Source organism: Paenibacillus sp. J31TS4 (genome assembly GCF_018403265.1).
In the GTDB taxonomy this organism is placed as follows: Bacteria; Bacillota; Bacilli; order Paenibacillales; family NBRC-103111; genus J31TS4.
Genome location: NZ_BOSI01000001.1, coordinates 534,389 through 555,997, shown reverse-complemented (window position 1 = coordinate 555,997; position 21,609 = coordinate 534,389). Strand labels below are relative to the sequence as shown.

Below are 21,609 nucleotides of genomic sequence, written 5' to 3'. Positions count from 1 at the left end.
CATAAATTTACTCCAGACAGGGAGAGGGCGTTCCATGGGAGTTCTGGCGAACGAAACCGTTGGACCGCAATGCGGCCACAGCGGCGGATTGCTTGCGGAGTATGTGACCGAAGCGGTCTTCCTACATAACGGTCGTGTCTTTTTATACATAAATCCATCGGGCATGCGGCTGCTCGGATTTGCCGAGCCCGGCGAATGGATGGAGCGGAACATAACCGGCTTTCTGACGGGACTGTCGGGACAGCGAGGGAACGACAGGAGCGACGAGGAGAGAGAAGGCGGAGAAGCGGCCGGCTTCTCTCTTTCGTCCGAATTGCCTGCTGACGAGCAGGGATGGGAGGAGGGATGGTTGACGAATGTAAGAGGAGAAGCGGTTCCAGTCCGTTCGCGGACCATGCCGGCTCCTCATGCGGCGGCGGAGGTCGTGCTTGTCCTCTGCAGAGCCGTAAATCCGATGGATGAGAGTAAGTTGTCCGCGGACAACAAGGAACAGGTGTACGAGTCGCTCATTCTGCACAACCCTGCGGTCATCGTGACGATGGATCTCAGCGGCGGTATCCTAAGCGCTAATCCGGCGGCGGGTCTTATCTTCGGGATGACCGAGGAAGAGCGGACGCACCACCGGTTTCTCGATTGGGTGGTAGACGACAGCCGCGACTTCGTCCAGTCCGCCATGGGGCGGACGCTGGGGGGCCAGCCCCAAAATTGCGAATTCTCCTGCCGGAACCATGCCGGGGGCCGGATCGAGATGGGAGGCAAGTTCGTCCCTATCTTCATCGACGGGGAGGCGGCGGGGTTTTACTTTGTAGGCAAGGACATCACGAGCCGGAAGCTTGCGGAGAGGGAGCTTCGCTATACGCGGGAACTCCTTGAATCGTTCGTCAGCCACACGTCGGACGCCTTCGTCGTTCTCGACCGGGGAGGCATCGTCCAGCAGTGCAACGCCGCCTACATCACTATGTTCGGGCGGGGCGAGGAAGAGGTTGTCGGACAGTTTTTTCCCGGCCTGACGGAAGAGCGGTTCGGCTCGTTCCAGCAGCTTTTGAAGCGTCTGTTTGCATCCGGCCGGGCCGAAACCTACGACTTTCAGAGCGCGCACAAGAACGGGATGCTCCTCGATATCAGCATGACCATCTCGCCGATCAAGAACGCTCGCGACGAGATCATCGGACTGGCGGGCGTAGCCCGGGATATTACCGAGCAGAGGAGAATGGAAGCCGCACTGCGCGAAAGCGAAGCGAAGTACCGTCTCATAGCTGACAATATGACCGACCTGGTGGCGATTCTGGACCGGAGCGGCCGGTTCCGGTACGTCTCCCCCTCCCATATGACCATGCTCGGCATCCCGGAGGGAGAACTGCTCGGCAGGCCGCTCCGTGAGCTCGTGCCCTCTGACGAACGCAAACGCCTGGAGAAGCTGTTCGCGAGAATGGCGGCGACCCGAGGGCCGGAACGGGCGGAGGTCAAGGTGGATTGCCCCAAAGGGCGGCTTGTGATGGAAGCCAACTGGACGCCGATTCTGCAGGAAGACGAGGAAATCGGCAGCTATGTGCTGGCCGCTCGCGATATTACGCTGCGCACCCGGACGGAACAGGCGCTCCGCGAGGCGGAGGCCAAATACCGGAGCTTGGTGGAAGGGGCGTTGGTCGGCGTCTATCTGATTCAGAATTGGCGGCTCACCTACGTCAATCCGCTGCTAGCGCAGATGATCGGGTACACGCCGGAGGAGCTGGAGGGCCGAGAGTGCTTCACAGTCATCCACCCGGATGACCGGCAGATGCTGCAGGAATATCGGGACAAGATGAAGCAGGGGAGCGTTCACCTCACACTACGTGCGCTCCACAAGGACGGAAGAGTCGTCGATATTGAGGTTCACGGAACGAAGACGGAATTCCAGGAACAAACCGCGACGATCGGAACGGTCATGGATGTGACCGAGCGCCGGCGGACGGAGGAGCTGCTTCGCAAATCGGACAAGCTCTCTGTCGTCGGACAGATGGCGGCCGGGGTGGCGCACGAGATCCGCAACCCGCTCACCTCGCTCAAAGGCTTCGTACAGCTCCTCAAAGCCCGGCATTCGAGCGACCGCCAGTATCTCGACATCATGCTGTCCGAGCTGGAACGGATCAATTATATCGTCAGCGAGTTCATGGTCATTGCCAAGCCCCAGGTCGTTCACTTCCAGCAGCGGAACGCGGCCAAAATTCTGAAGGATGTCATTCCGATTCTGGATACGCAGGCGATCATGAATAACGTTCAGATCAAGACCAGGATGGACGAGGAGAGGCTGTCTCTCTACGGCGACGAGAACCAGCTGAAGCAGGTTTTCATCAACGTGCTGAAAAATGCCATCGAGGCGATGCCGAAGGGGGGAACGGTCTACATTCTCGCCAGGCGAACGGAGGGGGACAAGATCCTCGTCCGCTTCCAGGATCAGGGAGGCGGCATCCCCGAGGACCGCATGCCTCAGATCGGCGAGCCTTTCTTCACGACCAAGGAAAAGGGTACCGGTCTCGGTCTCATGGTCTGCTACAAGATCATCGAGATGCACGGGGGGACGATCCAAATCCGGAGCAAGCTGAATGTCGGCACGACCGTCGACATCCTTCTGCCTGCAGTGGGAGAAGCGGAGTCAACGCCTCTCTAGTAGGGATGCGGAATGCGGTAACCATCAAGAGATCGCACCCTTCCTGAGAGCATACTCTCCTACACGCGTTCCCGCGAATTGCATAGCCAAAGAGCTCCTCGGGTCGAGAGAGGAGCTCTTTGGCTTGTCCGGCGCCATTATGCCGATATGGCAGGAAACTGCGGGCATAGGTGTCGCGAACCGTCTTGACGGCCAGCATCGGCGCTTAGCGCTGCTGAACTACAGACGGATTCGCGCACGGCCGCGCATGCGGCCGGCGGTGATGGCGGCAAGCTTGTCCGGCAGCTCGTCCAGGGAGATATCCTCCGCCACCGTCTCCAGGACGGACTCTCCGGCGAACCGCTCGGCCAGCTGCTGCCATAGCCGGAGACGAAGCTCGTAGGGGCAGAAGACGGAATCGATGCCGAGCAGGCTGATCCCGCGCAGGATGAACGGATAGACGGTCGCGGAGAAGCCGCCGCCTCCCGTCATGCCGCTAAGCGCGACTCCTCCGCCATAGCGAATGCCGGCCAGAATGGCCGGAATCGACGTGCCGCCGACGGGATCGACAGCGGCTGCCCATTGCTGGCGGCCCAAGGGACCGGTCGGCTGCTCCAGCTCGCTTCGGTCCAGGACGGCCGAAGCGCCGAGCGTCCGCAAATAGTCCCGTTCGGCGGCTTTGCCCGTGCTGGCGACGACCTCGTAGCCGGCGCGGGCGAGCATAAGGACCGACAGGCTGCCTACGCCGCCGGTTGCGCCCGTAACGAGTACGGGGCCGTCTTCCGGCTTCAGGCCGTTCTGTTCGAGCCGCTCCAGCGAGAGAGCGGCCGTAAATCCCGCCGTCCCGAATGCCATCGACTCCCGCAGAGTCAGCGGCTCCGGCAGCGGAACCGCCCACTCGGCCGGGATGCGCGCGTATTCGCTGAAGCCTCCGTGCTGCGACACCCCCAGGCCATAACCGGTCACGACGACCGGATCGCCTTCCCGGAACCGAAGGGACCGGGATTGGACGACGGTGCCGGCGAGATCGATACCGGGAATGTGGGGATACTGGCTGACGATCTTGCCGTCTGCGCGGCATGCCAGCGCATCTTTGTAATTAAGGCTGGAATAAGCTACTTTGACCAGCAGGTCGCCCTGGGGCAGTTCCTCTTCCTTGACGAAGCGGACCGATACGGAGACGTCGTCTCCGTACTGATCCGCGACCAGGGCGCGAAACGGTTCAAGTGTCATGCTTCTACCTCCTCAGAGCTTGCCACCGCCCAGGCCGGTGGGACTCTGGGCTAGCGGCTTCGATACTGGTACTTGCCTGTGGAGATGAACTGCAGGTCGATGCGGATGTTCCGCAAGGAATCCTGCCTCAGCAGGAAGCGATCGCCACCTCCCAGCCGCTTCCAATCCCGGACATGCTGCCGGTACAACGCCTCCTCAAAACCTAGCAGATCGGCCTGCATGGCGAGTCCGCGGCTGTACAGCTGCCTCAGATCCTGCTCGATCCGAGTAATGACGCGCGCCCGCAGCGATTCGTAGGGGATATCCTGGCTCATCTCATTGAGCTCTCCTCTCAGCTGGAGATGGAGATCGAAGTAGACCTGGTCCCCCTCCACGACTGCCGTGATGCTCTTTCTCGGATTGCGAAGGGCGACCTCCATCGTGCCGCCGTCGACGTGAGAGCCTATCACGTATCGGTTCGTTTTGCGTTTCACCCACTGAATCCCTTCCAGCTTCTCTGTGGACAGCGAACCTACCAGTTTGCCGGCGCGGAAAATGAAAGCTCCATCCACGCGCTGCATTTCATGCAGACCTTCTTTGTTCGCCTCTTTTGCGGTCCAGGTCTTGCTGGAGGTTCCCAAAATAGGGAGCAGAGTCGTTGTTCCCGGGTCGCGGTACTGCTCAATGAACCGGAACAAGTAGAGACTCGGCAGGAGGGAACGCTGCTGGAACGCGTTGGTCGGTTCGTGCAGGAGCGAATGAAGCGGCGACAAGTGAAACAAAGGGGAAGTCATAAAAAGCTGCTCAAGCGAGCCCCTCGTTCCGTAGAGCCACATGTTGTAACGGAACTCCGGATACCGGTTAATGTAGTCCATCACTTCTTCCAGCTTGTCCTCCCGCATAATACCTTCCGTCAGCACGACGGCGGACGTATGGCCCCAGACAATCCGCTGTTGCGCCGTCTCGTATATCCGGTTGAAGCAGTCGGAGAGCGTGCTGCCGACCGCCTTGGCCACGTAGATGAGAGAGGACTGGGGCAGAGCGCCGCTCTCCTGCTTCGCGATGTTGGAAAAGCCGAGCACCTGCACGTGAAGCGTGAATTTCTGGTCCTTGTGGTCGATGCCGATAGCCGTCACGTAGGTGATATCCTGCGGCTCGACCGAGCTCCAGCAGCCGCCCAGCAGAAACGGGAGGAGCAGAAAAACGAACGGTCTTCCCCATTTTACTCCTTTTGCCACTGAGAGTCTCCCCCCTGCTTCGTCATGTCTTGCGGATCGAGGCTGGCAGGCCGGTATTTGTTCATCACCCAGGGGAGGCGAAGCAGGGAGATTACGGTTTCCCGCGATGGCGGCGAGAGGGGGCTCAGGAATGGCATGCCTAAGGAGGTCAGGGAGGCCATATAGACAGCTAGCAGAATGGCCGCCAGGAGAAAGCCGTACATGCCCAGAAACGAGGAGACCAGAAGGATGCCGAATCGAACGACGGTGAGCGTAGCTGCCAACGCCTGGCTGACAAGCGTGGAACCGGCGACGGCTGTCAGGGCTGCGACGACGACCATGGACGGCGAGATCAGTCCTGCTCTAATCGCCGCGTCGCCGATGATGAGACCCCCGACAACCGTCAGCGTTTGGCCGATGGCCGAAGGAAGACGAACACCGGCCTCCCGGAATATTTCAAGCAGCATCAAGGTGAGAAGCATTTCGAGAGGTGCCGAAAAGGGAGTTCCCAATCTCGTTACCGTGAGGGTCGCTAGCAGCGTAAAAGGCAGCTGATCGGGGTGATAGGTGGTGATTGCGATGTAAAAGCCGGGTAGAAGCAGCGAGATGAACATGCTCAGAAACCGGAGAACGCTGCCGAAGCTGACCGACAGATAGGTGAAATGGCTGTCCTCCGGCGATTTTAGTAGCTGCGTCAGGGAGGCCGGCGCTATAATGACAGAGGGATTCCCGTCAACAAAGACAAGCAATCGCCCGGCAAGGATCGCCTGGACGGCAAAATCCGGCCGCCCGGTCAAATCGCAAAGCGGAAAAAATGTCTTCGGTTGGTCCTGGATCAATTCCTCGAGCTGCGTGGATGAAAAAATGCCGTCCATGTCAATCCGCTGCAGCCGCCTGCGCGCTTCCTCGACAAAATGAGGCTTGGTCAGTCCATCCATATACATAAGGGCGACCTTGGTTCTCGTTCGCCGTCCCAGGACGAATTCCTCGAGGGAGAGCGCGGGTGTTCGCAGACGCTTCCGGACCAGCGCCACGTTCGTGTAGATACTCTCGACGAAGCCGTCCTTCGGGCCGCGCACCGACACTTCGATATTGGATTCCTCAGGCTGTCGTCCGGGAATTGAGGCGATATCGACCCAGAAGACCGTCTCGATTCCGGGAAAAACGAGGAGCAGTGACCCTTGAAAGAGGACGTCGCCGGCCTCCTGATCGGAGAAGGCTTGCGGGAGCTTGTGCAGCTCCAGGGGGCTATCGGTCAAGATTCTCTTCTCGTCCGCAAACCCGGTTTTGGCGTACAGCTGCTCTAGGCCCGGAAGCACCATATGATAGATCGCCGTCCGTCCGTCCGTTAGCTCCTGGCAATAGACGAACAGTACCTGCACGCCGGGATCGGCTGGACCGATCTGGTACATTTCGAATTTCACGTCGCTGCTTGAGCCGAAGAGAGCCTTCAGCCGCGCGCTTGCAGGCCGGCCCCCCAGGGGCGTTTGGATGGTGTCGTTCATGAAGAAGCCCTCCTCGGTTTGCGGGATACGAAGGACAAGGACAGCAGGATGGCGGTCAGCAAGAGAGCGACGATGAGAAAGACAGGGAAGTAATACTGCCGAAGCGCCATAAGGAACCGCATGTCGAAAATCGGTAGCAGCGAAACAAGGAGCAGGAAAAACGAGATCAAGAGCAGGGTTCCCATCCTCCGGCGCTTGGTCTTCACCGGAAGCAGGTCAGTCATCAGAAACAGGACGACCGACATTCTTGTCGTTGCTCCGGCAAGCCATTGGTAAATGGACAGAAAATCGACGTGCTCGATGTAGCGGCCTATCTTGACGAGCCGCCACTGCTCGTAAGCGGGGTACCTTTGCTTCGCAGCCTCAGCGGGACCAAATTCAGCAATGGCACCGACGGCCGGGCCGAAGGTCAGGCCCATGAGCAGAACGGCTAGCAGGGCGACCTGCCAGGTTTTGGGTTTCGTGGATAGATATTGCTGGCTATACACAAGGAGGATGAGCTCCGACACCCCGGCGAAGACGTACAATACGCCATGAAAGAGAGGACCAGGCCCTTTCTCGAGCACGGGGAACAAGAGGGAAAAATCCTTGTGCGGGTAATTGGCGCCCATGACAAAGTACCCGAACACGATGACGAAAGGAAGCAGGACGCCGGAAGTGATGGCAATCGTTCTAATGTCGTACCGGGCGGCGAACAGCCCGACGAGAACAAGCGCCAAAGCGACGACAAACGCCGGCGTCTGCGGAAGAAAGGTAGCGGTCGTCCAGTTGGTTGTATCGCGCAGCGTCATGGCGCCGAGGAAGAAAAGACTGATCTCCGCTACGGTAATATACAGCCAGGCGGATACTCGTCCGAAGCGGGCCGCCAGCCAGTCCGACACCTTTTCCTGGTTGGACCTCTTGAGAAATGCGCTCAGACAAATCGCCCACGGAATGACTAGCAACGAGGTGGCCAAGACAGCCAGCCAGGCGTCACGGCCCGCTACAGACATCAGCAGAGGCAGAATGAGCACGTGGTTGGTCAAACCCACGCATAGGAAAAGGATAAGAGACAGCTGGAAAAAGGTGATTTGGTTGGCGGTTTGGTTCATGAGTTCTCAGCCCCAGGCAACATGGTGATTGTAGTATGGAATGGGACACCGCAACTTATTCGAGAGCCGTAGGTTTCCACTAGACGGAGGGTTCCGTCAAATGAGAGAATAAGATACACCTGGGAGGTTGAAGAGGATGGAGCCGCAGAAGAAACGAAGGGAAAGACAGCTTCTGTGCGGATTTGGCGATAGTCTCACCGCCGGTGTCTTCGTGGAACCGGAGCTGACGTTCCTGGCACTGCTCGGCGACCGGTTCGGGATGGAAACGCGAAACGCCGGCGTGCCGGGACAAACGACCAGTGAAGCGATGCCTCGCCTGGAACCGGAGGTGCTGGAGTACCGGCCGGCGGTTTGCACGGTCCTGTTCGGGATGAATGACCATACGGCCGTCGCCGAGAATCTAGCCAAAGTACCTGTTGGCGAGTTCGAGTCGAATCTGCGTGAGATTGTGAGGAGACTGAGGGCTGCCGGAACGGTCCCCGTGCTATGCACGATTCATTCGGTGCTGGAGGGGAATCGGGAGGCTTACTACTATAATCGTCACCCGAAGGAATGGTATGGCGAACCTGTGGGCGTGACGGCCTGGATCTCGCGCTATAACGAGGCCGTCCGCAGGGCAGCGCGGGACGAAGGCGCGGCATTGGCTGACGTGGCGGCCGCATGGGCGATACGGCTGGAGAAGGGAGAACGTCCGGAAGAGCTGCTGCTGACTCTAGAGAACAGCGGCCGGGATGACGGCGTTCATTTGACCCCCAAGGGACATCAGGTCTATGCGGACGAGATCGGCCGCGTGATGGCGGAGCTCGTATCCGCGTAGACCGGGAGAGCAGACAGAAGGAGATGGGGAACATGGATAGCGAAAGCAGCGTTCAGCTGGAGAAACAACCATCAAGAAGCAAGAGGACGGTCCCGGCTGCGGGGTCCGCATCGGAGTCTGCTGCCGGAAGGGGGCGGCGCCAATGAGTGATCCTACCGTCTCTATGATTTTGTTCCTGATCGGCGTCGGCTTCGTCGCCGCCTTCGTCGATTCGGTCGTAGGCGGGGGAGGGCTCATCGCTCTCCCGGCACTCCTGATGACAGGGATACCGCCGACCCTCGCGCTGGGGACGAACAAGCTGGCGAGCACCATGGGCTCGCTTACAAGCACCCTTTCTTTTTTGCGGTCGGGCAAGATTAACCTGAAGCTGGTACGCTACCTGTTCCCGCTGTCGCTTCTCGGCTCGGCGGCCGGTACTTACCTGGTGACGAAGCTGCCGTCGGAATTTCTGAGGCCCATGGTAGTCGTGATGCTCCTGCTCGTGACGGTATATACCCTATTGAAGAAGAACTGGGGCAATCAAAATACGTATCAAGCTGCAACCATCCGAACGACCGTGTTTGCCGCGGCGGTCGCGCTGGTTATCGGAGGGTACGACGGCTTCTTCGGTCCGGGGACGGGCTCGTTTCTCATGTTCGCGTTCCTCCTGATCGGCTTCGACTTCGTGACGGCGGCCGGCAACGCCAAGGCGTTGAATTTTGGCAGCAACATTGCTAGCCTCATTACGTTTGCAGCGCTCGGCCATGTGCAGTACAAGTACGGGCTCATCATGGGAGCGTCCATGATCGCCGGTTCGTTAGTCGGTTCGCAGGTCGCGATTCGAAAGGGAGCCTCCTATGTGAAGCCGCTGTTCATCGCCGTGTCGATACTCCTCGTCGGCAAGCAGGTCTGGGACCTGATGCATCATTAAGCGAGACGTGCAGGACAGTCTGTCAACGAATAGGATGCCGGTAAGCTTGCAAGCTAACCAACCAACTAAATCACATCTAAACAAACAAAGATCGATCCCATGCCGGGATCGATCTTTGTTTGTTGGCTTAATCGCTCAGCTCGTACGCCGGCCTCAAAGGGTGGAAGAAGCGGTCGTCCGCTCGAACTCTTCCCGGATCTCTTTCAGCAGGGAAGGCTTCGTCATCACATCGTAGGCGGTATGGGCGAGCGCCTTCGCGCCGAACAGCATCGCGTCCAGCGCGCGTTCCGTCATGGCGAGATCCCGGAATTCCTTCGTATGGAGGAGATGCTTCTCGTCGATGACCTGAATATACGGATGGATGGCCGGACACCGCCGCGAGACGTTGCCGAGATCGAGCGAACCATGGTCCTGTCCCTGCCGAATCCGCTCCGGACCGACCCCCATCTGCTCCAGATTGGCGAGGAAGAGGTTCGAAAGCGCTCGGTTCGTATTCAGCTCGTCATAGGAATATTCGTAATTCGTCACGGTTAGGGTACAGCCGGTTTGCAAAGCGGCGCCTTCGGCGCAGGCGAGCACCCGGCGGACAACCGCATCCGTTGCGGGCCGAGTCGCGGCACGGACATAGAACTGGGCGACGGCGTCTTCCGGGATAATATTGGCGGCCTTGCCCCCCTCTGTTATGATCCCGTGAATCCGCACGTCGCTCGTTACCTGCTGGCGAAGCGCATTGATGGAGGAGAACAGCAAGAGGACGGCGTCCAGCGCGTTGATGCCTTCGTGCGGGCTGGCTGCTGCATGCGCCGGCTTGCCCTTGTAGGCGAATTGCAGCGCGTCCATGGCAAGCGATTCTCCGGATGCCTCGAACGTGTAATAAGGATGAGCCATTAATGCGACATCGACATCGTCGAACAGGCCTTCGGCAGCCATCGGTACTTTGGCCCCTTTGGTTTCCTCGGCGGGTGTCCCGTAGACGCGAATCGTGCCGCCACAGCCGTCGATCGCACTCTTCAGACCGATCGCCGCCCCGGCGCCCATCGTTCCGATCAGGTGATGGCCGCACGCATGGCCGAGCTCGGGCAGGGCGTCGTATTCGCACAGAAAAGCAACGGTAGGCCCCGGTCTGCCGGAATCGTAGACGGCGAGGAAGGCGGTCGGGATGCCGAGCACGCCTCTTTCGACGGAGAAGCCGTGCTCCTCGAGCATCGCGGTCAGCTTCGCTGCTGCCATTACCTCTTCATGGCCGAGCTCGGGGTGGCTGCCGATCCAGGAAGCGAGAGCTTTCAGCGAATCCGCATACTGGTCTATCGTTTCGGAAATCATTGGTTTCATATAGGTTTGTCTCCTTGCCGTGTGGTTACTACTGAGTATAAGGCAAATTGCGTTCCCTGCAAACGCGAGGGGGCGAGAGCGGGTCCAGGCGGCTGCCGAACGGATGAAAAGCAAAGATATGGAAAATAATGTCGGAAACTAGCGAAAGAAGTCGAAAAAACTATTGAGAAACCTGGACTACTTCTTTATACTGAAAAGGTTGAATGGAAGAGATACAGCTTAGAATGAGGGGGAAGCAGCATGCGCAAATGGAGTTCGATTCTCGCCGTCGTCGCCCTGGTGGGTGTGCTGGCCGGATGCGGTCAGAAGGATACGCTGGCGGACGTGCAAAAGAAAGGCACACTCGTCCTGGGGACAAGCGCGGATTATCCGCCGTACGAGTTCCATAAATCGATTAACGGCAAGGATGAAATTGTCGGCTTCGATATCGAGATCGCCAAGGAAGTGGCCAAGGATCTCGGCGTCAAGCTGGAAATCAAGGATATGAAATTCGACGGCCTGCTGGCTTCGCTCAAATCGGGCAACGTCGATATCGTCATGGCGGGTATGACGCCGGACGAGGAGCGCAAGAAGAGCGTCGATTTCACCAAGATCTATTACACGGCCGAGCAGGGGATTGTCGTTCGCGCCGAGGATGCAGACAAGTTCAAGACGATGGAGGACCTCAAGGGCCTCAAGATCGGAGCGCAAAAGGGCGCCGTTCAGGAAAAAATTGCAACCGAGCAAATTCCGAACGCCCAGGTCAAGCCGCTCGGCAAGATCTCCGATCTGATGCTTGAGCTGAAGAACAAAAAAGTGGATGCTCTCGTCGTTGAGCTGCCGGTAGCCAACTCGTATGTAGCCAAAAACAAGGATCTGGCGTTGTCTCCGGCCAAGCCGAAGGACGACGTAGGCGGCTCCGCAATCGCCGCCAACAAGGGTAACGCGGAGCTGATTGACAAAATGAATGCCACGATCGACCGTTTGGAGAAGGATAAAACCATCGACAAGCTGGTGACCGAGGCAATCGAGCTGGTCGAATAAACCAGCCTCGCCGTATGCCGGCGCTAGCCGGCGCGGGCGCGAGAACAAGACAGCAGTGGAGGTGTCAGGGTGGATTTTTCGTTTATGAGCGAATACTGGGGATTTTTCGTCAAGGGCGCGGAGCTGACCGTCCTGCTTTCGATTTTTACGGTCATCCTGGGCGGCATAGGAGGGATGCTCCTCTCGCTGATGAAGCTTTCCCGGATCTGGGTGCTCAAAGCCATTGCGACCGCTTATATTGAGTTCTTCCGGGGCACGCCGCTGCTGGTGCAGCTGTTTATCGTCTACTTCGGTCTTCCGCAGCTCGGACTCTCGTTCAATGAATTCACGGCCGGCGTCGTGACGCTGTCCATCAACAGCGCCGCCTATATCGCCGAGATCTTCCGTGCGGGGATTCAGGGTGTGGACAAAGGCCAGACCGAAGCCGCGCGCTCGCTCGGGCTCAGCCATCGGCAGACGATGCGCAAGATCATTCTACCCCAAGCGTTCCGGAACATCCTGCCGGCGCTTGGCAACGAGTTTATCGTCGTGATCAAGGAGTCGTCTATCGTGTCGGTTATCGGAACGCGGGAGCTGATGTACAACGCGGATACCGTGCGCAGCAACACATTCCAGCCGTTCGAGCCGCTGATTGTCGCTGCGCTCATCTACTTCATCCTGACGTTCGCCTTGTCGAAGCTGCTTGGCGTGCTTGAGAGGAGGCTGCAAGCCCGTGATTAAAGTAACGGACCTGCACAAGTCGTTCCAGCAGCTGGAGGTTCTGAGGGGGATTGATGCGGAAATCAAGCAGGGCGAGGTCGTCGTGGTCATCGGGCCAAGCGGCTCGGGCAAGAGCACCTTTCTGCGCTGTTTGAATCTGCTCGAGGTACCGACCTCCGGGGACATCGTCTTTGAAGGAACCTCGCTGATGGACAAGTCGACGGACATCAATAAGCTGCGCCAGAAGATGGGGATGGTGTTCCAGCAGTTCCATCTGTTCCCGCACTTGACCGTACGGGAGAACATTACGCTCGCTCCTACGCTCGTCAAGAACATGAGCAAGGAAGAAGCCAACCGGACCGCCGAGGATCTGCTTCGGGCAGTCGGTCTGGCGGACAAGGCGGATGTCTATCCGACCCGGCTGTCGGGCGGACAGAAGCAGCGGATCGCCATTGCTCGGGCGCTGGCCATGTCTCCCGACGTCATGCTCTTCGACGAGCCGACGTCGGCACTTGACCCCGAGATGGTCGGCGAGGTGCTCGAGGTGATGAAGCGTCTCGCCAAGCAGGGGATGACGATGGTTGTCGTCACCCACGAGATGGGCTTCGCCCGCGAAGTCGGCGACCGCATCCTCTTCATGGACGGCGGAAAAATCGTCGAAGAAGGCAAGCCGGCCGAGCTGTTCGGCAATCCGCGGCATCCGCGGACCAAGGACTTCCTCAGCAAGGTGCTTTAGAGGGTCGCTAGACCTGCATACCAAGTAAGAAGGCTGCTCCTCCAACAGGTATATCCTGCCGGAAGAGCAGCCTTTCTCATTGCCCGGAATGGGGTTCCGCTCCGCATATTCCCACACTTGCCATCGCTAGAACTGCTTGGTCAACCGAGACCGTGAGACTTTCCTTTGAATAAAGAGGAAGTTCAATATTTGGGTAGTAAATCATACTTGGTCGGACCGGCGGGAAGCCGGGAGTCAAGCATAAAAGAGTTGGAAAATAAGAAGGGGAAGCCTGGACAGCACGAAAGTGCAATTCGGTTACGCGCAGCAAAAAGGACCGGAAGTCCGGTCCTTTCGTGCTTAAGAATAGCTCGCGTTACGAACGGCTTCTGACGCCGCGGAGCAGCAGGCTGGCGATGAAGACAAGTACTACTGCACCGATTAGCGCCGGGATAATGTAGAATCCTCCCATTTCCGGCCCCCAGTTGCCCAGAAGAAGATCTCCGAGCCATGCGCCGATGAAGCCTGCGATAATATTCCCAATCACACCGCCTGGGATATCCTTACCCATGATCATCCCGGCGATCCATCCGATAATTCCTCCCACGATCAAAGACCATAAAAATGCCATTTTGATACGCCTCCCTTGTTTGTTATGCATTTCGCTTGGCTTGTCATATATATAACCTTTTTGATTTCAAATTAAACAAAAGCGGTTTTTCCAGAAGCCGTTTTTTTTTGGAAATGGGACAGGAAAGAGGGGCTGGGGCGTCGAAGCCTTAAACGACTCTGCTGACGCAGAACGGAATACGGGATTCCTACAAATGAAGCGGAGGGTAGGATATGACGGAATGCAGCCAATCCAGCTTGCGCGGAGCAGTGGGGAGCAAAAAGGACGGATTCGGGAAAGCGGAGTGGATGCAAGAGGATGGCCTGCATACGGTGCGGGAGCCGGTGCTCGATTTCCTCTTTCGCTGTACGGAGCAGGGGATTGCTCTCGCTTGCAAAGCAGGCCGTCTGCTGAAGCTGAATGAGCCGCTCGGCCGCTGGGTCGGCCAAGACCGGCTGCATGCTTCGGAGGAAGGCGTCTGCGCGCTGCTGTCTCCGGAACACCGGCCGGCTCTGTTCCATGCTATGCATACGATTGCTTCCGGTGAGACGTCTTCCTGGCAGGCGGAGGTCGATGTGCTGGCGATGGGAGGAGCCCGGTTCCCGGCACAAGCCCGGATGGAGGGGATTCCCGGCGGCGACGGCAAGCTGCTGTATTATCTGCTTCATCTCAAGAAGCTGGCCCAGAAGCAGGAGGAGCTGGGCGGGCTCCTGGCTTCCGCTATCCGGCAGTTTCCGGAAATGATTACGGTCAAGGATGGGCAAGGCCGCTGGCTCGAGTCGAACGAGCTCTGCCTCCGGGCGCTGGGCTTGGCAGAGGTCGAGTATAGAGGTAAGACCGACGAAGAGCTTGCCTCCTATAGTCAACAAGCCGCGTCTGTTTTTGCCGAATGCATAAGAACGGATGAGATGGCCTGGGCTTCCGGCCGACCGATGCCGTTCCTCGAGCGGATGATCGGTCCGGAAGGACCTCGCACAATGGAGATTCTCAAAGTCCCTCTGTTCCACAGCGACGGTTCACGCAAAGGAATCATCACCATTTGCCGGGACGAGTCGACTTGGGAGAGAAAGCTGGACGAGTTGGAAAAAAAGGAAACGCTTTACCGGAGTCTGGTGGAGGAAACGATGGCGGGGGTCTTCCTCTATAGCAGAGGAAAGGCCCGGTATCTCAATGCCCGCTTCGCCGAAATATTAGGTTATTCGCCGGAGGAGATCGAGGGGCAGCCTCTGCTCTCGTTCGTACCGAAGGAAGAACGGAGCGCCCTGCTTGCCGCCATGCGTGCCGGGTGGAGACGAAGCGCGCCGCCCCAGCCGGCCTCCTGTCGAGCGATCCGTAAGGACGGCTCGCCAGTCGAGCTGGAGGTGCACAGCCGGCTCACGACCTTCCGGGGAAAGCTCGCTGTGATCGGGACGATTCTGGACCGGACCGAGCAGAACCGGGCGGAGGAGCTGCTGCGCAAGCAGGAGAAGCTATCGGTCGTTGGGCAGCTGGCGGCCGGCATGGCGCATGAGATTCGCAACCCGCTCACCTCGCTGAACGGCTTTCTCTATCTGCTGCAGACGAGGATCCAGGGGCCGCGCCATTACTTCACGATCATGCAGGAGGAACTCAAGCGCATCAATGCAATCGTGAACGAATTTCTCATCCTGGCCAATCCGCAGACGGACGGCTACCGCGTTCATTCTCTGGGCGATCTGCTCCTCGACGTGTACCGGGAGCTCGAGGACGAAGCGGCCGGCAAGCGGATCGGGCTCTCCGTCTCGCCGGGAGAGGGAGAGGCGCTCGTGCTCTGCGAGGCGAATCTGCTCAAGCAGGCGTTCGTGCACATCGGCCGCAACGGTCTGGAAGCGACGAGTCCGGGAGGCCGGCTGGAGATGGCTGTCGAGCAGGGTAAGGACGAACGCCACTGCGTCCGCTTCACCGACAATGGGCGCGGCATCCCGGAGGAAAGGCGCAGCCGGCTCGGCGAGCCATTCTACACGACGAAGGAAAAGGGGACGGGTCTCGGCCTGACACTGGTCTTCAAAGTGGTGGAGGCGCACGGAGGCACGCTCGAGATAAACAGCCGGATTAATAGCGGCACGACGGTACTCGTTTATTTGCCGCCCTGCAAGTAGAGAGAGGACGGGCGGAGGAGGGCAGCTGGAAACAGCTGCCCTTTTCCCTGTTAGCGAAATAAAGTATAATGAATTCTTGTGTTCTGCTAACCGGGTGCGTGAGACAACGGAAGCAGAAGGAGGAATGACGGGTCAATCGGTCAGCCGGTCAACCCCGGGAAGGAAGAGGACATCATGAAACAACCAACACTCGGGCTCGGCATCCTGACGGCTCTCGTCGTCGGCAATATGGTAGGGTCGGGCATCTTCATGCTGCCCCGCACGCTTGCGGAGGCGGCGGGGCCCGCCGGCGTGCTGCTGGCTTGGCTGCTGACGGGAGCGGGTGTGCTGCTCGTCGCCTACGTCTTCGGCAGCCTCGCGGTCCGCAAGCCGGAGCTGAGCGGCGGCCCTCATCTGTACGCCAAGGCTTTGTTCGAGGAACGGCCGGGCGCCGCCACACTGGCCGGCTATGCCGTCGCCTGGGGCTATTGGGTCGCCAACTGGGCGGGCAACGTGGCGATCATTACGACGTTCGCCAGCTACCTGGCGACGTTTTTTCCCGTCCTGCGCAGCTCGCAGATCGTCTGGCAGTACGGGAGCGTGGCGCTGACGGCAGGCGGCCTGCTTACTTTTGCCGTCTGTACCGTTCTCCTGTGGGGCGTGAATGCGCTTATCCTGCGAGGGATCGAAGGAGCGGGCCGGCTGAATTTTGCGGCGACGGCGGCCAAAGTAGCGGGCTTCGTCCTCTTTATCGTCATTGGCCTGCTTGCATTCGAAAAGAGCAATCTGCTGCCGATGATGCAGCCGCGACTAGATGAAGCAGGACGGGAGATCGGGCTGTTCGGGCAGGTCAACCACGCATCGATCGCGACGCTGTGGGCCTTTATCGGCGTCGAAACCGCCGTCGTCTTCTCGTCTCGTGCCCGCCGGCAGACGGACATCAAGAGAGCGACGCTGCTTGGCCTGCTGCTGGCGCTGGCGCTCTATCTGGGCATCACTATACTCGTGATGGGGACGCTCTCCCAGAGCGCCCTCATGGCGGCGGACAATCCGCTGATCGAGGCGATGACCGGTGTGCTGGGAGCCCCGGGCCGCTATTTGCTGGCCGGTCTCGGTCTCCTGTCGCTGCTCGGCTCCTCGATTGGCTGGGTGCTGCTAAGCGCCGAGGTGCCGTATCAGGCGGCCAAGCAAGGCTTGTTCCCGCCGCTGTTCCGGCAGGAGAACAGGAAGGGAGCGCCCCGGACGGCTCTCTTCTTCACCGGACTGATGATGCAGCTGCTCCTGCTGTCGACCGTGTCTCGGTCGATCGGACAGGCGTACGATTTTGTGACGGCACTCGCGACGCTTTCGTTCCTGGTGCCGTACGTCTTTGCTTCTCTCTACCATGTGAAGCTGGTCGTGAAGGGAGACACCTACGCCGGCAGCCGGGGCAAGCGTCTGGCCGACGGCCTCATCGCGGTTCTGGCAGCAGCGTATTCTCTCTGGGTCATCAAGGCAGGTACGGCGGATTGGAAGACGTTCATCTTTGGATTGGCTCTCTTGGGAAGCGGCCTGTTGTTCTACCCGTTCGTGAAACGGACGGATGGCCGCCCGGAAGAGATCGGACGAGCAAGCCGGGAGGGCTGAACGGAAGGCTGAGACGAACCGCCGGCGGAGCTTCGAGGGCTGCCGGCTGCGGCCGGCAGCTTCCGCGGGAAGTCACGCCGCCATTTCTCGGTTTTAGATCGATCCCTGTATCGAAAGAAGATGACCGCTTGGTGCGCCGCGATCCAGCGGATTGCTGGAAGGGGAAGAAGGAAACAGGGGAGCCGCGGCTCCCTTTTTTTGTTTGCTCGGGAAGCGGCCGGGAGGAGAGGACACTTGCGCGCCGAATGAATAAGCTGAACCGGAAGGCCTCCTTGCAGAGACGGCCGGTATTAAGAAGGGGAAGAGCGGTGGTTTGCGCATGAAACCGATCATTGGGGTGACAGCTTCTTGCGAGCCCGAAACGGCTCAGCTCAAGCATACTTATGCGCAGTCGGTCAGCCGGGCGGGAGGCATTCCGTTCACGCTGCCTTATCTGGACGAGAGGGCCGATCTGGAGCGAATCGTCGACCAAATCGACGGTTTGCTGCTGACCGGGGGGCCGGATTTGGATCCAATCTATTTCGGCGAGGAGCCGCTGCGGGGACTGGGACGGGTAACCCCCGCCCGCGACCGGCTGGAGATGGCGCTGACCCCACTCGTCATCGAGCGGGGCAAGCCGGTGCTGGCGATCTGCAGAGGCGTGCAGGTGCTGAACGTGGCGATGGGAGGGAGCCTCTACCAGGACCTTCTCACCCAGCTGCAAACGATCCAGCACACGCAGCAGGCGCCGGCCTCTCATCCGAGTCACAGTATCCGCTTGGCGGAAGGGACGCTCCTAACGCGTCTAGCCGGTGCCTCCATGCGCCGCGTGAACAGCTTCCACCACCAGGCCGTCGCAAGAGTCGCTCCCGGCTTCGTCGTATCGGCGACGGCGAGCGACGGCGTGATCGAAGCGATTGAGAGCACCTCGCACGCTTACGTGATCGGCGTTCAGTGGCATCCCGAGGAAATGTCCTTGACGGACCCGTTCGCCGGCGAGCTGTTCGCGAGCTTCGTAGCCGCTTGCCGGACAGCTTCCCCGGATCGTGGGCTTGGGCAGGCGGCCGCCGGGGCACCCTACTAACGCTGCGGCATCCCGCTTTCCCCGGAAGAGCCGGACGGAAGGAGTTCTGCACATACGCGGACGGCCAGCTCGACCGATTCCTCGAGATAGCGTTCGATCTGTTCGATCGTGAACACCTGCAGACGATTAGGCCTCGGAGAAGCAGAGGGAGCAAAATCGCCGAGCGCCTCGGTCCGGCAGACATAAACGTCGAGGAGAGGCGTCTCGTCGAGCTCGGTGCCTCCGTCCGCCGCCGTGAGCTCCTCCTGTAAGGAATAGGCTTGGTAGCGATCCAAAAGGAGCGAATTGAGTGCCCGGAAATCGGCATGGTACCGGGGATAAAGAGAGGAGTCCTCTTTCATGGCGCCCCTCAGCCACGGGAGATAAAAGGTGCGCAGCCAGACCTCGTCTGCCACCAGATGGGAAAGGTAGCCGAGTAGGTACTCGTCTCCGGGCGACTGCCTGCATCGGTCGGCAAACCGTGAGTAAACGATCGTTCGCGTTCCCGCGTCTGCGTCACCTTCGAAATAGTGGGAGCGCTCCTTGGGCACCGCATCGGGCGCGATGCCGCCGAGCAGGAAAAGCGGTCTGTTCCGGACGGCAAGCCGGCGGCCGACTTGGTCGGCGATCAAGAGATGCATCATGCGGGATCCCATCGGATCAGCCTCCTTGCAGGATTCGGTTCCCTGCTTCGTGATTGTGGTTTCCTAAACCATATTCGTTCAGCAGGGAGGAAATCCTTTTGATCGTGCAAATTTAGTTTACATAACAAAAACTATCGGACGTTACCAATCGGTTGAAGTAGAACAGAATCCAGAAAGGAGGCCCCCATGTTACTCGAACTATCCTCTACAGCCGGGGAGCCGCCGCTACTCGAGCGGGATCGGATCCGCACATTTTTGACCCGATGCGCAGACGATGGGCTCTTCCTTAACCGTCTGGTGCTGCTTCAGAACGGCCGGACGGCTGCGGAGGGGTACGCGCCTTCAGGAGGCCGACCAGGAGGCGGTGGTGGAGGCAGCATGGGAGGAAGGCGGAGTCTTACGCCTCACGGTTGTCTATGTCGAGACGCCCTACGTCGCCTGGTACCGGCTAGTTCCGATACGAGAGAGGCTGGAGCTCCGCTTCTCCTGCAATGTCTCGTTTACTCTGCAGCCGTATTGTGCGGAAGCGGAGCGGGTATCGGATCGGCTTCCATAAACTGGGTCGCAAGGGATTGCGGTCCAATCGGGGATCGCATACAATAGGACCAACCGACGCTCCCTGCAACCGGGAGCCTGACGCGTGCGACTGGCGAAGCAGTGGAGAAAACCACAGGGGAGCGCGCGGGCAGCCATAGCCGTTCGCCTGGGCAAAAAGGATTGCAAGCCGGCCCCTCGGGGAGAAGGCGCGCTCACAGAGCGTGCCGGCCGGCTTGGAGTTCTTTTTTTGCTTCCTCGGGTCTGGTGAAAGGGAGGAGTAGCCGGATGGGAAGAACATTACTTGGCAAGCCTGTGGCATTGGATGTTCAAGAGCAAATCGTGAGTGAAACGAAGAAGTGGAAGGAGAAGGGGATCACGCCCCTGCTAGCCGTCCTTATGGTCGAAGGAGACCCCGCTTCGGCGGCATACGCCGAGGCCAAGCGCAGAGTAGCTGACCGGTTGGGCATCGCCTATACGGTCGAGAGGCTGCCTGCTGGAACCGGGCAGGAGGAGCTCGAGGCGAGAATGGAGGCGCTGAGCGGCCGCGCCGATGTGCACGGGATTCTGCTGGAGCTTCCGCTTCCCAAGGGGCTGCAGGCGGAAGCCGTCCTGGCCAGACTGGACCCGCGTAAGGACGTGGACGGGATGACCGGTGCGAGCAAGCTGGCGCTGCTAACCGGGGCACCCGGCCTGCTCCCGGCGACGCCTCAGGCCTGCATCCGCCTGCTTAAGCATTACGGATACCCGCTTGCGGGCAAGCACGCCGTGCTGATCGGCCGAGGAGCGACCGTGGGCATGCCGCTGCTCCACCTCCTGCTGCGCGAAAATGCGACCGTCACCGTCTGCCATTCCCATACGAAGGATCTGGCCGGTCCGCTGTGCCAGGCCGATTATGTATTCGTTGCAGCCGGCAGGCCGGGGATCGTGAACAAGGAGATGGCCCATCCCCGCCTTGTCGTGATCGACGCGGGGATCAACGAAGGACCCGGCGGCTCTATCGTGGGAGACGCCGAGCCGGAAGTAGGGGAAGCGGTCGCCGCGATGACTCCGACGCCTGGAGGCGTCGGCACTCTGACGACCGTTCTGCTTTTCTCCAACCTGATGAAGGCGATGGACCTGCAGCTGGGCCGTTCGGAAGGAGGAGATCGGAATGACGAATAGGCTGTTTGACGAGCCGATAGGCTCCTTCCTGGAAAGGGCGGCGTCGAAAGCCGCCACACCGGGGGGAGGAGCGGCCGCAGCGCTCGCCGCGGCGCTTGGCGCCAGCATGGGGGAGATGGCAGCTGCCGTCACAAGTGCCGGAACGGGCGATGGCGGGCCATCATCGACGGTGGCCGAGGCGGCGGCGCGTCTACACGCGGCAAGGCTTGCCGCCGAGGAGTTGGCGGAAGCGGATATGGCGGCGTTCGGCAGCTGGATGGCCGCCTACCGGCTGCCCAAGGGGACCGAGGAAGAGAAGGCAGCGAGAACTAGGAGTATGGTGGAAGCGACGGACGGGGCGATCGAAGTGCCGCTGCGTCTGCTCCGGCTCTGCGTGAGCGGGCTTCATGCAGCCGGAGAGCTTGCGGACGCGACCAAGCTGCGCGTGCTGTCCGATCTCGGCATCAGCGCCGTATTCCTGGCGTCGGCAGCCCGCGCCGCCGAGCTGACGGTCCGGATGAATCTGGGCGATGTGCGCGATCCCGGCAAGCGGGAAAGAGCAAGGGACGAAGCGCATACGCTGTTGGCGGAGGCGGACCGGCTGCAGGAGGCGGTTCTCACGGCGGTGGAGCGCAGGATGGAAACGGAGCACAAATGACGGGTTGACCAAAATGGGCGAGTCGCATGGAGCGATCGCCCATTTTTTAACCGTTTGGAAACTTTTGCAAAGCGGAAGTCGTCTACAATGATAGAAAACAAGAGGACTT

The 21,609-nt window shown here is 59.7% G+C and carries 19 protein-coding genes and 1 riboswitch; of the genes, 12 read left to right on the top strand and 7 right to left on the bottom strand.

Features of this window, described 5'->3' with window-relative positions; translation table 11 throughout:
• Positions 1-34: 34 nt before the first annotated feature.
• Positions 35-2,647 (top strand): PAS domain S-box protein, encoded by a 2,613-nt coding sequence (locus KJS47_RS02465; RefSeq protein WP_213522478.1) that lies wholly within the window; start codon positions 35-37, stop codon positions 2,645-2,647.
• Between the two features lie 219 nt (positions 2,648-2,866).
• On the opposite strand, the gene KJS47_RS02460 is transcribed toward KJS47_RS02465, so the two are convergent.
• The 4 genes from KJS47_RS02460 to KJS47_RS02445 are packed head-to-tail and all read right to left on the bottom strand — an operon-like array spanning position 2,867 to position 7,651.
• Positions 2,867-3,859 carry an acrylyl-CoA reductase family protein gene (locus KJS47_RS02460; protein ID WP_213522476.1) on the bottom strand — a complete coding sequence of 331 codons (993 nt, stop codon included), beginning with the start codon at positions 3,857-3,859 and terminating at the stop codon, positions 2,867-2,869.
• A 50-nt stretch (positions 3,860-3,909) separates the two neighbouring features.
• Positions 3,910-5,076: a Ger(x)C family spore germination protein gene (locus KJS47_RS02455; RefSeq protein ID WP_213522474.1), complete on the bottom strand. Its 1,167-nt coding sequence runs from the start codon at positions 5,074-5,076 to the stop codon at positions 3,910-3,912.
• Positions 5,061-6,560: a spore germination protein gene (locus tag KJS47_RS02450; protein ID WP_213522472.1), complete on the bottom strand. Its 1,500-nt coding sequence runs from the start codon at positions 6,558-6,560 to the stop codon at positions 5,061-5,063. Before KJS47_RS02450 ends, KJS47_RS02455 begins: the two co-directional genes overlap by 16 nt.
• Positions 6,557-7,651 (bottom strand): GerAB/ArcD/ProY family transporter, encoded by a 1,095-nt coding sequence (locus tag KJS47_RS02445; RefSeq protein ID WP_213522470.1) that lies wholly within the window; start codon positions 7,649-7,651, stop codon positions 6,557-6,559. Before KJS47_RS02445 ends, KJS47_RS02450 begins: the two co-directional genes overlap by 4 nt.
• Before the next feature lie 136 nt (positions 7,652-7,787).
• Here KJS47_RS02445 and KJS47_RS02440 point away from each other — a divergent pair, with 136 nt between their 5' ends.
• Entirely contained in the window at positions 7,788-8,468 is a 681-nt protein-coding gene (locus tag KJS47_RS02440) for an SGNH/GDSL hydrolase family protein (protein WP_213522468.1), read from the top strand.
• Between the two features lie 142 nt (positions 8,469-8,610).
• Positions 8,611-9,378: a sulfite exporter TauE/SafE family protein gene (locus KJS47_RS02435; RefSeq protein ID WP_213522466.1), complete on the top strand. Its 768-nt coding sequence runs from the start codon at positions 8,611-8,613 to the stop codon at positions 9,376-9,378.
• A 153-nt stretch (positions 9,379-9,531) separates the two neighbouring features.
• Here KJS47_RS02435 and KJS47_RS02430 read toward each other — a convergent pair whose 3' ends face one another.
• Positions 9,532-10,710: a M20 family metallopeptidase gene (locus KJS47_RS02430; protein WP_213522464.1), complete on the bottom strand. Its 1,179-nt coding sequence runs from the start codon at positions 10,708-10,710 to the stop codon at positions 9,532-9,534.
• 240 nt (positions 10,711-10,950) lie between these two features.
• Here KJS47_RS02430 and KJS47_RS02425 point away from each other — a divergent pair, with 240 nt between their 5' ends.
• From KJS47_RS02425 to KJS47_RS02415, 3 genes are all read left to right on the top strand, one after another.
• Positions 10,951-11,733 (top strand): ABC transporter substrate-binding protein, encoded by a 783-nt coding sequence (locus KJS47_RS02425; RefSeq protein WP_213522462.1) that lies wholly within the window; start codon positions 10,951-10,953, stop codon positions 11,731-11,733.
• Between the two features lie 69 nt (positions 11,734-11,802).
• Positions 11,803-12,453, top strand: a complete 651-nt coding sequence (locus tag KJS47_RS02420; RefSeq protein WP_213522460.1) for an amino acid ABC transporter permease — start codon at positions 11,803-11,805, stop codon at positions 12,451-12,453.
• Complete coding sequence (locus KJS47_RS02415; protein ID WP_213522458.1) at positions 12,446-13,168, top strand: amino acid ABC transporter ATP-binding protein; 723 nt, start codon at positions 12,446-12,448, stop codon at positions 13,166-13,168. Before KJS47_RS02420 ends, KJS47_RS02415 begins: the two co-directional genes overlap by 8 nt.
• Positions 13,169-13,523: 355 nt before the next feature.
• On the opposite strand, the gene KJS47_RS02410 is transcribed toward KJS47_RS02415, so the two are convergent.
• Positions 13,524-13,778, bottom strand: coding sequence for a GlsB/YeaQ/YmgE family stress response membrane protein (locus tag KJS47_RS02410; RefSeq protein ID WP_213522456.1), 255 nt, complete (start codon positions 13,776-13,778; stop codon positions 13,524-13,526).
• 212 nt (positions 13,779-13,990) lie between these two features.
• Between KJS47_RS02410 and KJS47_RS02405 the strand changes: the two genes are divergently transcribed.
• The 3 genes from KJS47_RS02405 to KJS47_RS02395 all read left to right on the top strand — a co-directional run bounded on the left by KJS47_RS02405 (position 13,991) and on the right by KJS47_RS02395 (position 18,542).
• A complete protein-coding gene (locus KJS47_RS02405) occupies positions 13,991-15,874 on the top strand; it encodes a PAS domain-containing sensor histidine kinase (RefSeq protein WP_213522454.1) in 1,884 nt (627 codons plus the stop codon).
• Positions 15,875-16,048: 174 nt separating this feature from the next.
• The gene (locus KJS47_RS02400) at positions 16,049-17,479 is read left to right on the top strand and encodes an amino acid permease (RefSeq protein ID WP_213522452.1); all 1,431 of its coding nucleotides are present in this window, start codon (positions 16,049-16,051) and stop codon (positions 17,477-17,479) included.
• 319 nt (positions 17,480-17,798) lie between these two features.
• Positions 17,799-18,542: a gamma-glutamyl-gamma-aminobutyrate hydrolase family protein gene (locus tag KJS47_RS02395; RefSeq protein WP_213522450.1), complete on the top strand. Its 744-nt coding sequence runs from the start codon at positions 17,799-17,801 to the stop codon at positions 18,540-18,542.
• Here KJS47_RS02395 and KJS47_RS02390 read toward each other — a convergent pair.
• Positions 18,539-19,177 (bottom strand): zinc dependent phospholipase C family protein, encoded by a 639-nt coding sequence (locus KJS47_RS02390; RefSeq protein ID WP_213522448.1) that lies wholly within the window; start codon positions 19,175-19,177, stop codon positions 18,539-18,541. The genes KJS47_RS02395 and KJS47_RS02390 overlap by 4 nt on opposite strands.
• Positions 19,178-19,532: 355 nt before the next feature.
• Here KJS47_RS02390 and KJS47_RS02385 point away from each other — a divergent pair, with 355 nt between their 5' ends.
• The 3 genes from KJS47_RS02385 (at position 19,533) to KJS47_RS02375 (ending at position 21,500) form a co-directional block, all read left to right on the top strand.
• On the top strand, positions 19,533-19,721 hold the full coding sequence (locus KJS47_RS02385; RefSeq protein ID WP_213522446.1) for a hypothetical protein: 189 nt from the start codon (positions 19,533-19,535) through the stop codon (positions 19,719-19,721).
• A gap of 76 nt (positions 19,722-19,797) precedes the next feature.
• Positions 19,798-19,881: riboswitch (ZMP/ZTP riboswitch) on the top strand.
• Between the two features lie 106 nt (positions 19,882-19,987).
• The gene (locus tag KJS47_RS02380; RefSeq protein ID WP_213522444.1) at positions 19,988-20,863 is read left to right on the top strand and encodes a bifunctional 5,10-methylenetetrahydrofolate dehydrogenase/5,10-methenyltetrahydrofolate cyclohydrolase; all 876 of its coding nucleotides are present in this window, start codon (positions 19,988-19,990) and stop codon (positions 20,861-20,863) included.
• Entirely contained in the window at positions 20,853-21,500 is a 648-nt protein-coding gene (locus KJS47_RS02375; RefSeq protein ID WP_213522442.1) for a cyclodeaminase/cyclohydrolase family protein, read from the top strand. The genes KJS47_RS02380 and KJS47_RS02375 overlap by 11 nt, the downstream gene beginning before the upstream one ends.
• The last annotated feature ends 109 nt before the right edge of the window (positions 21,501-21,609 follow it).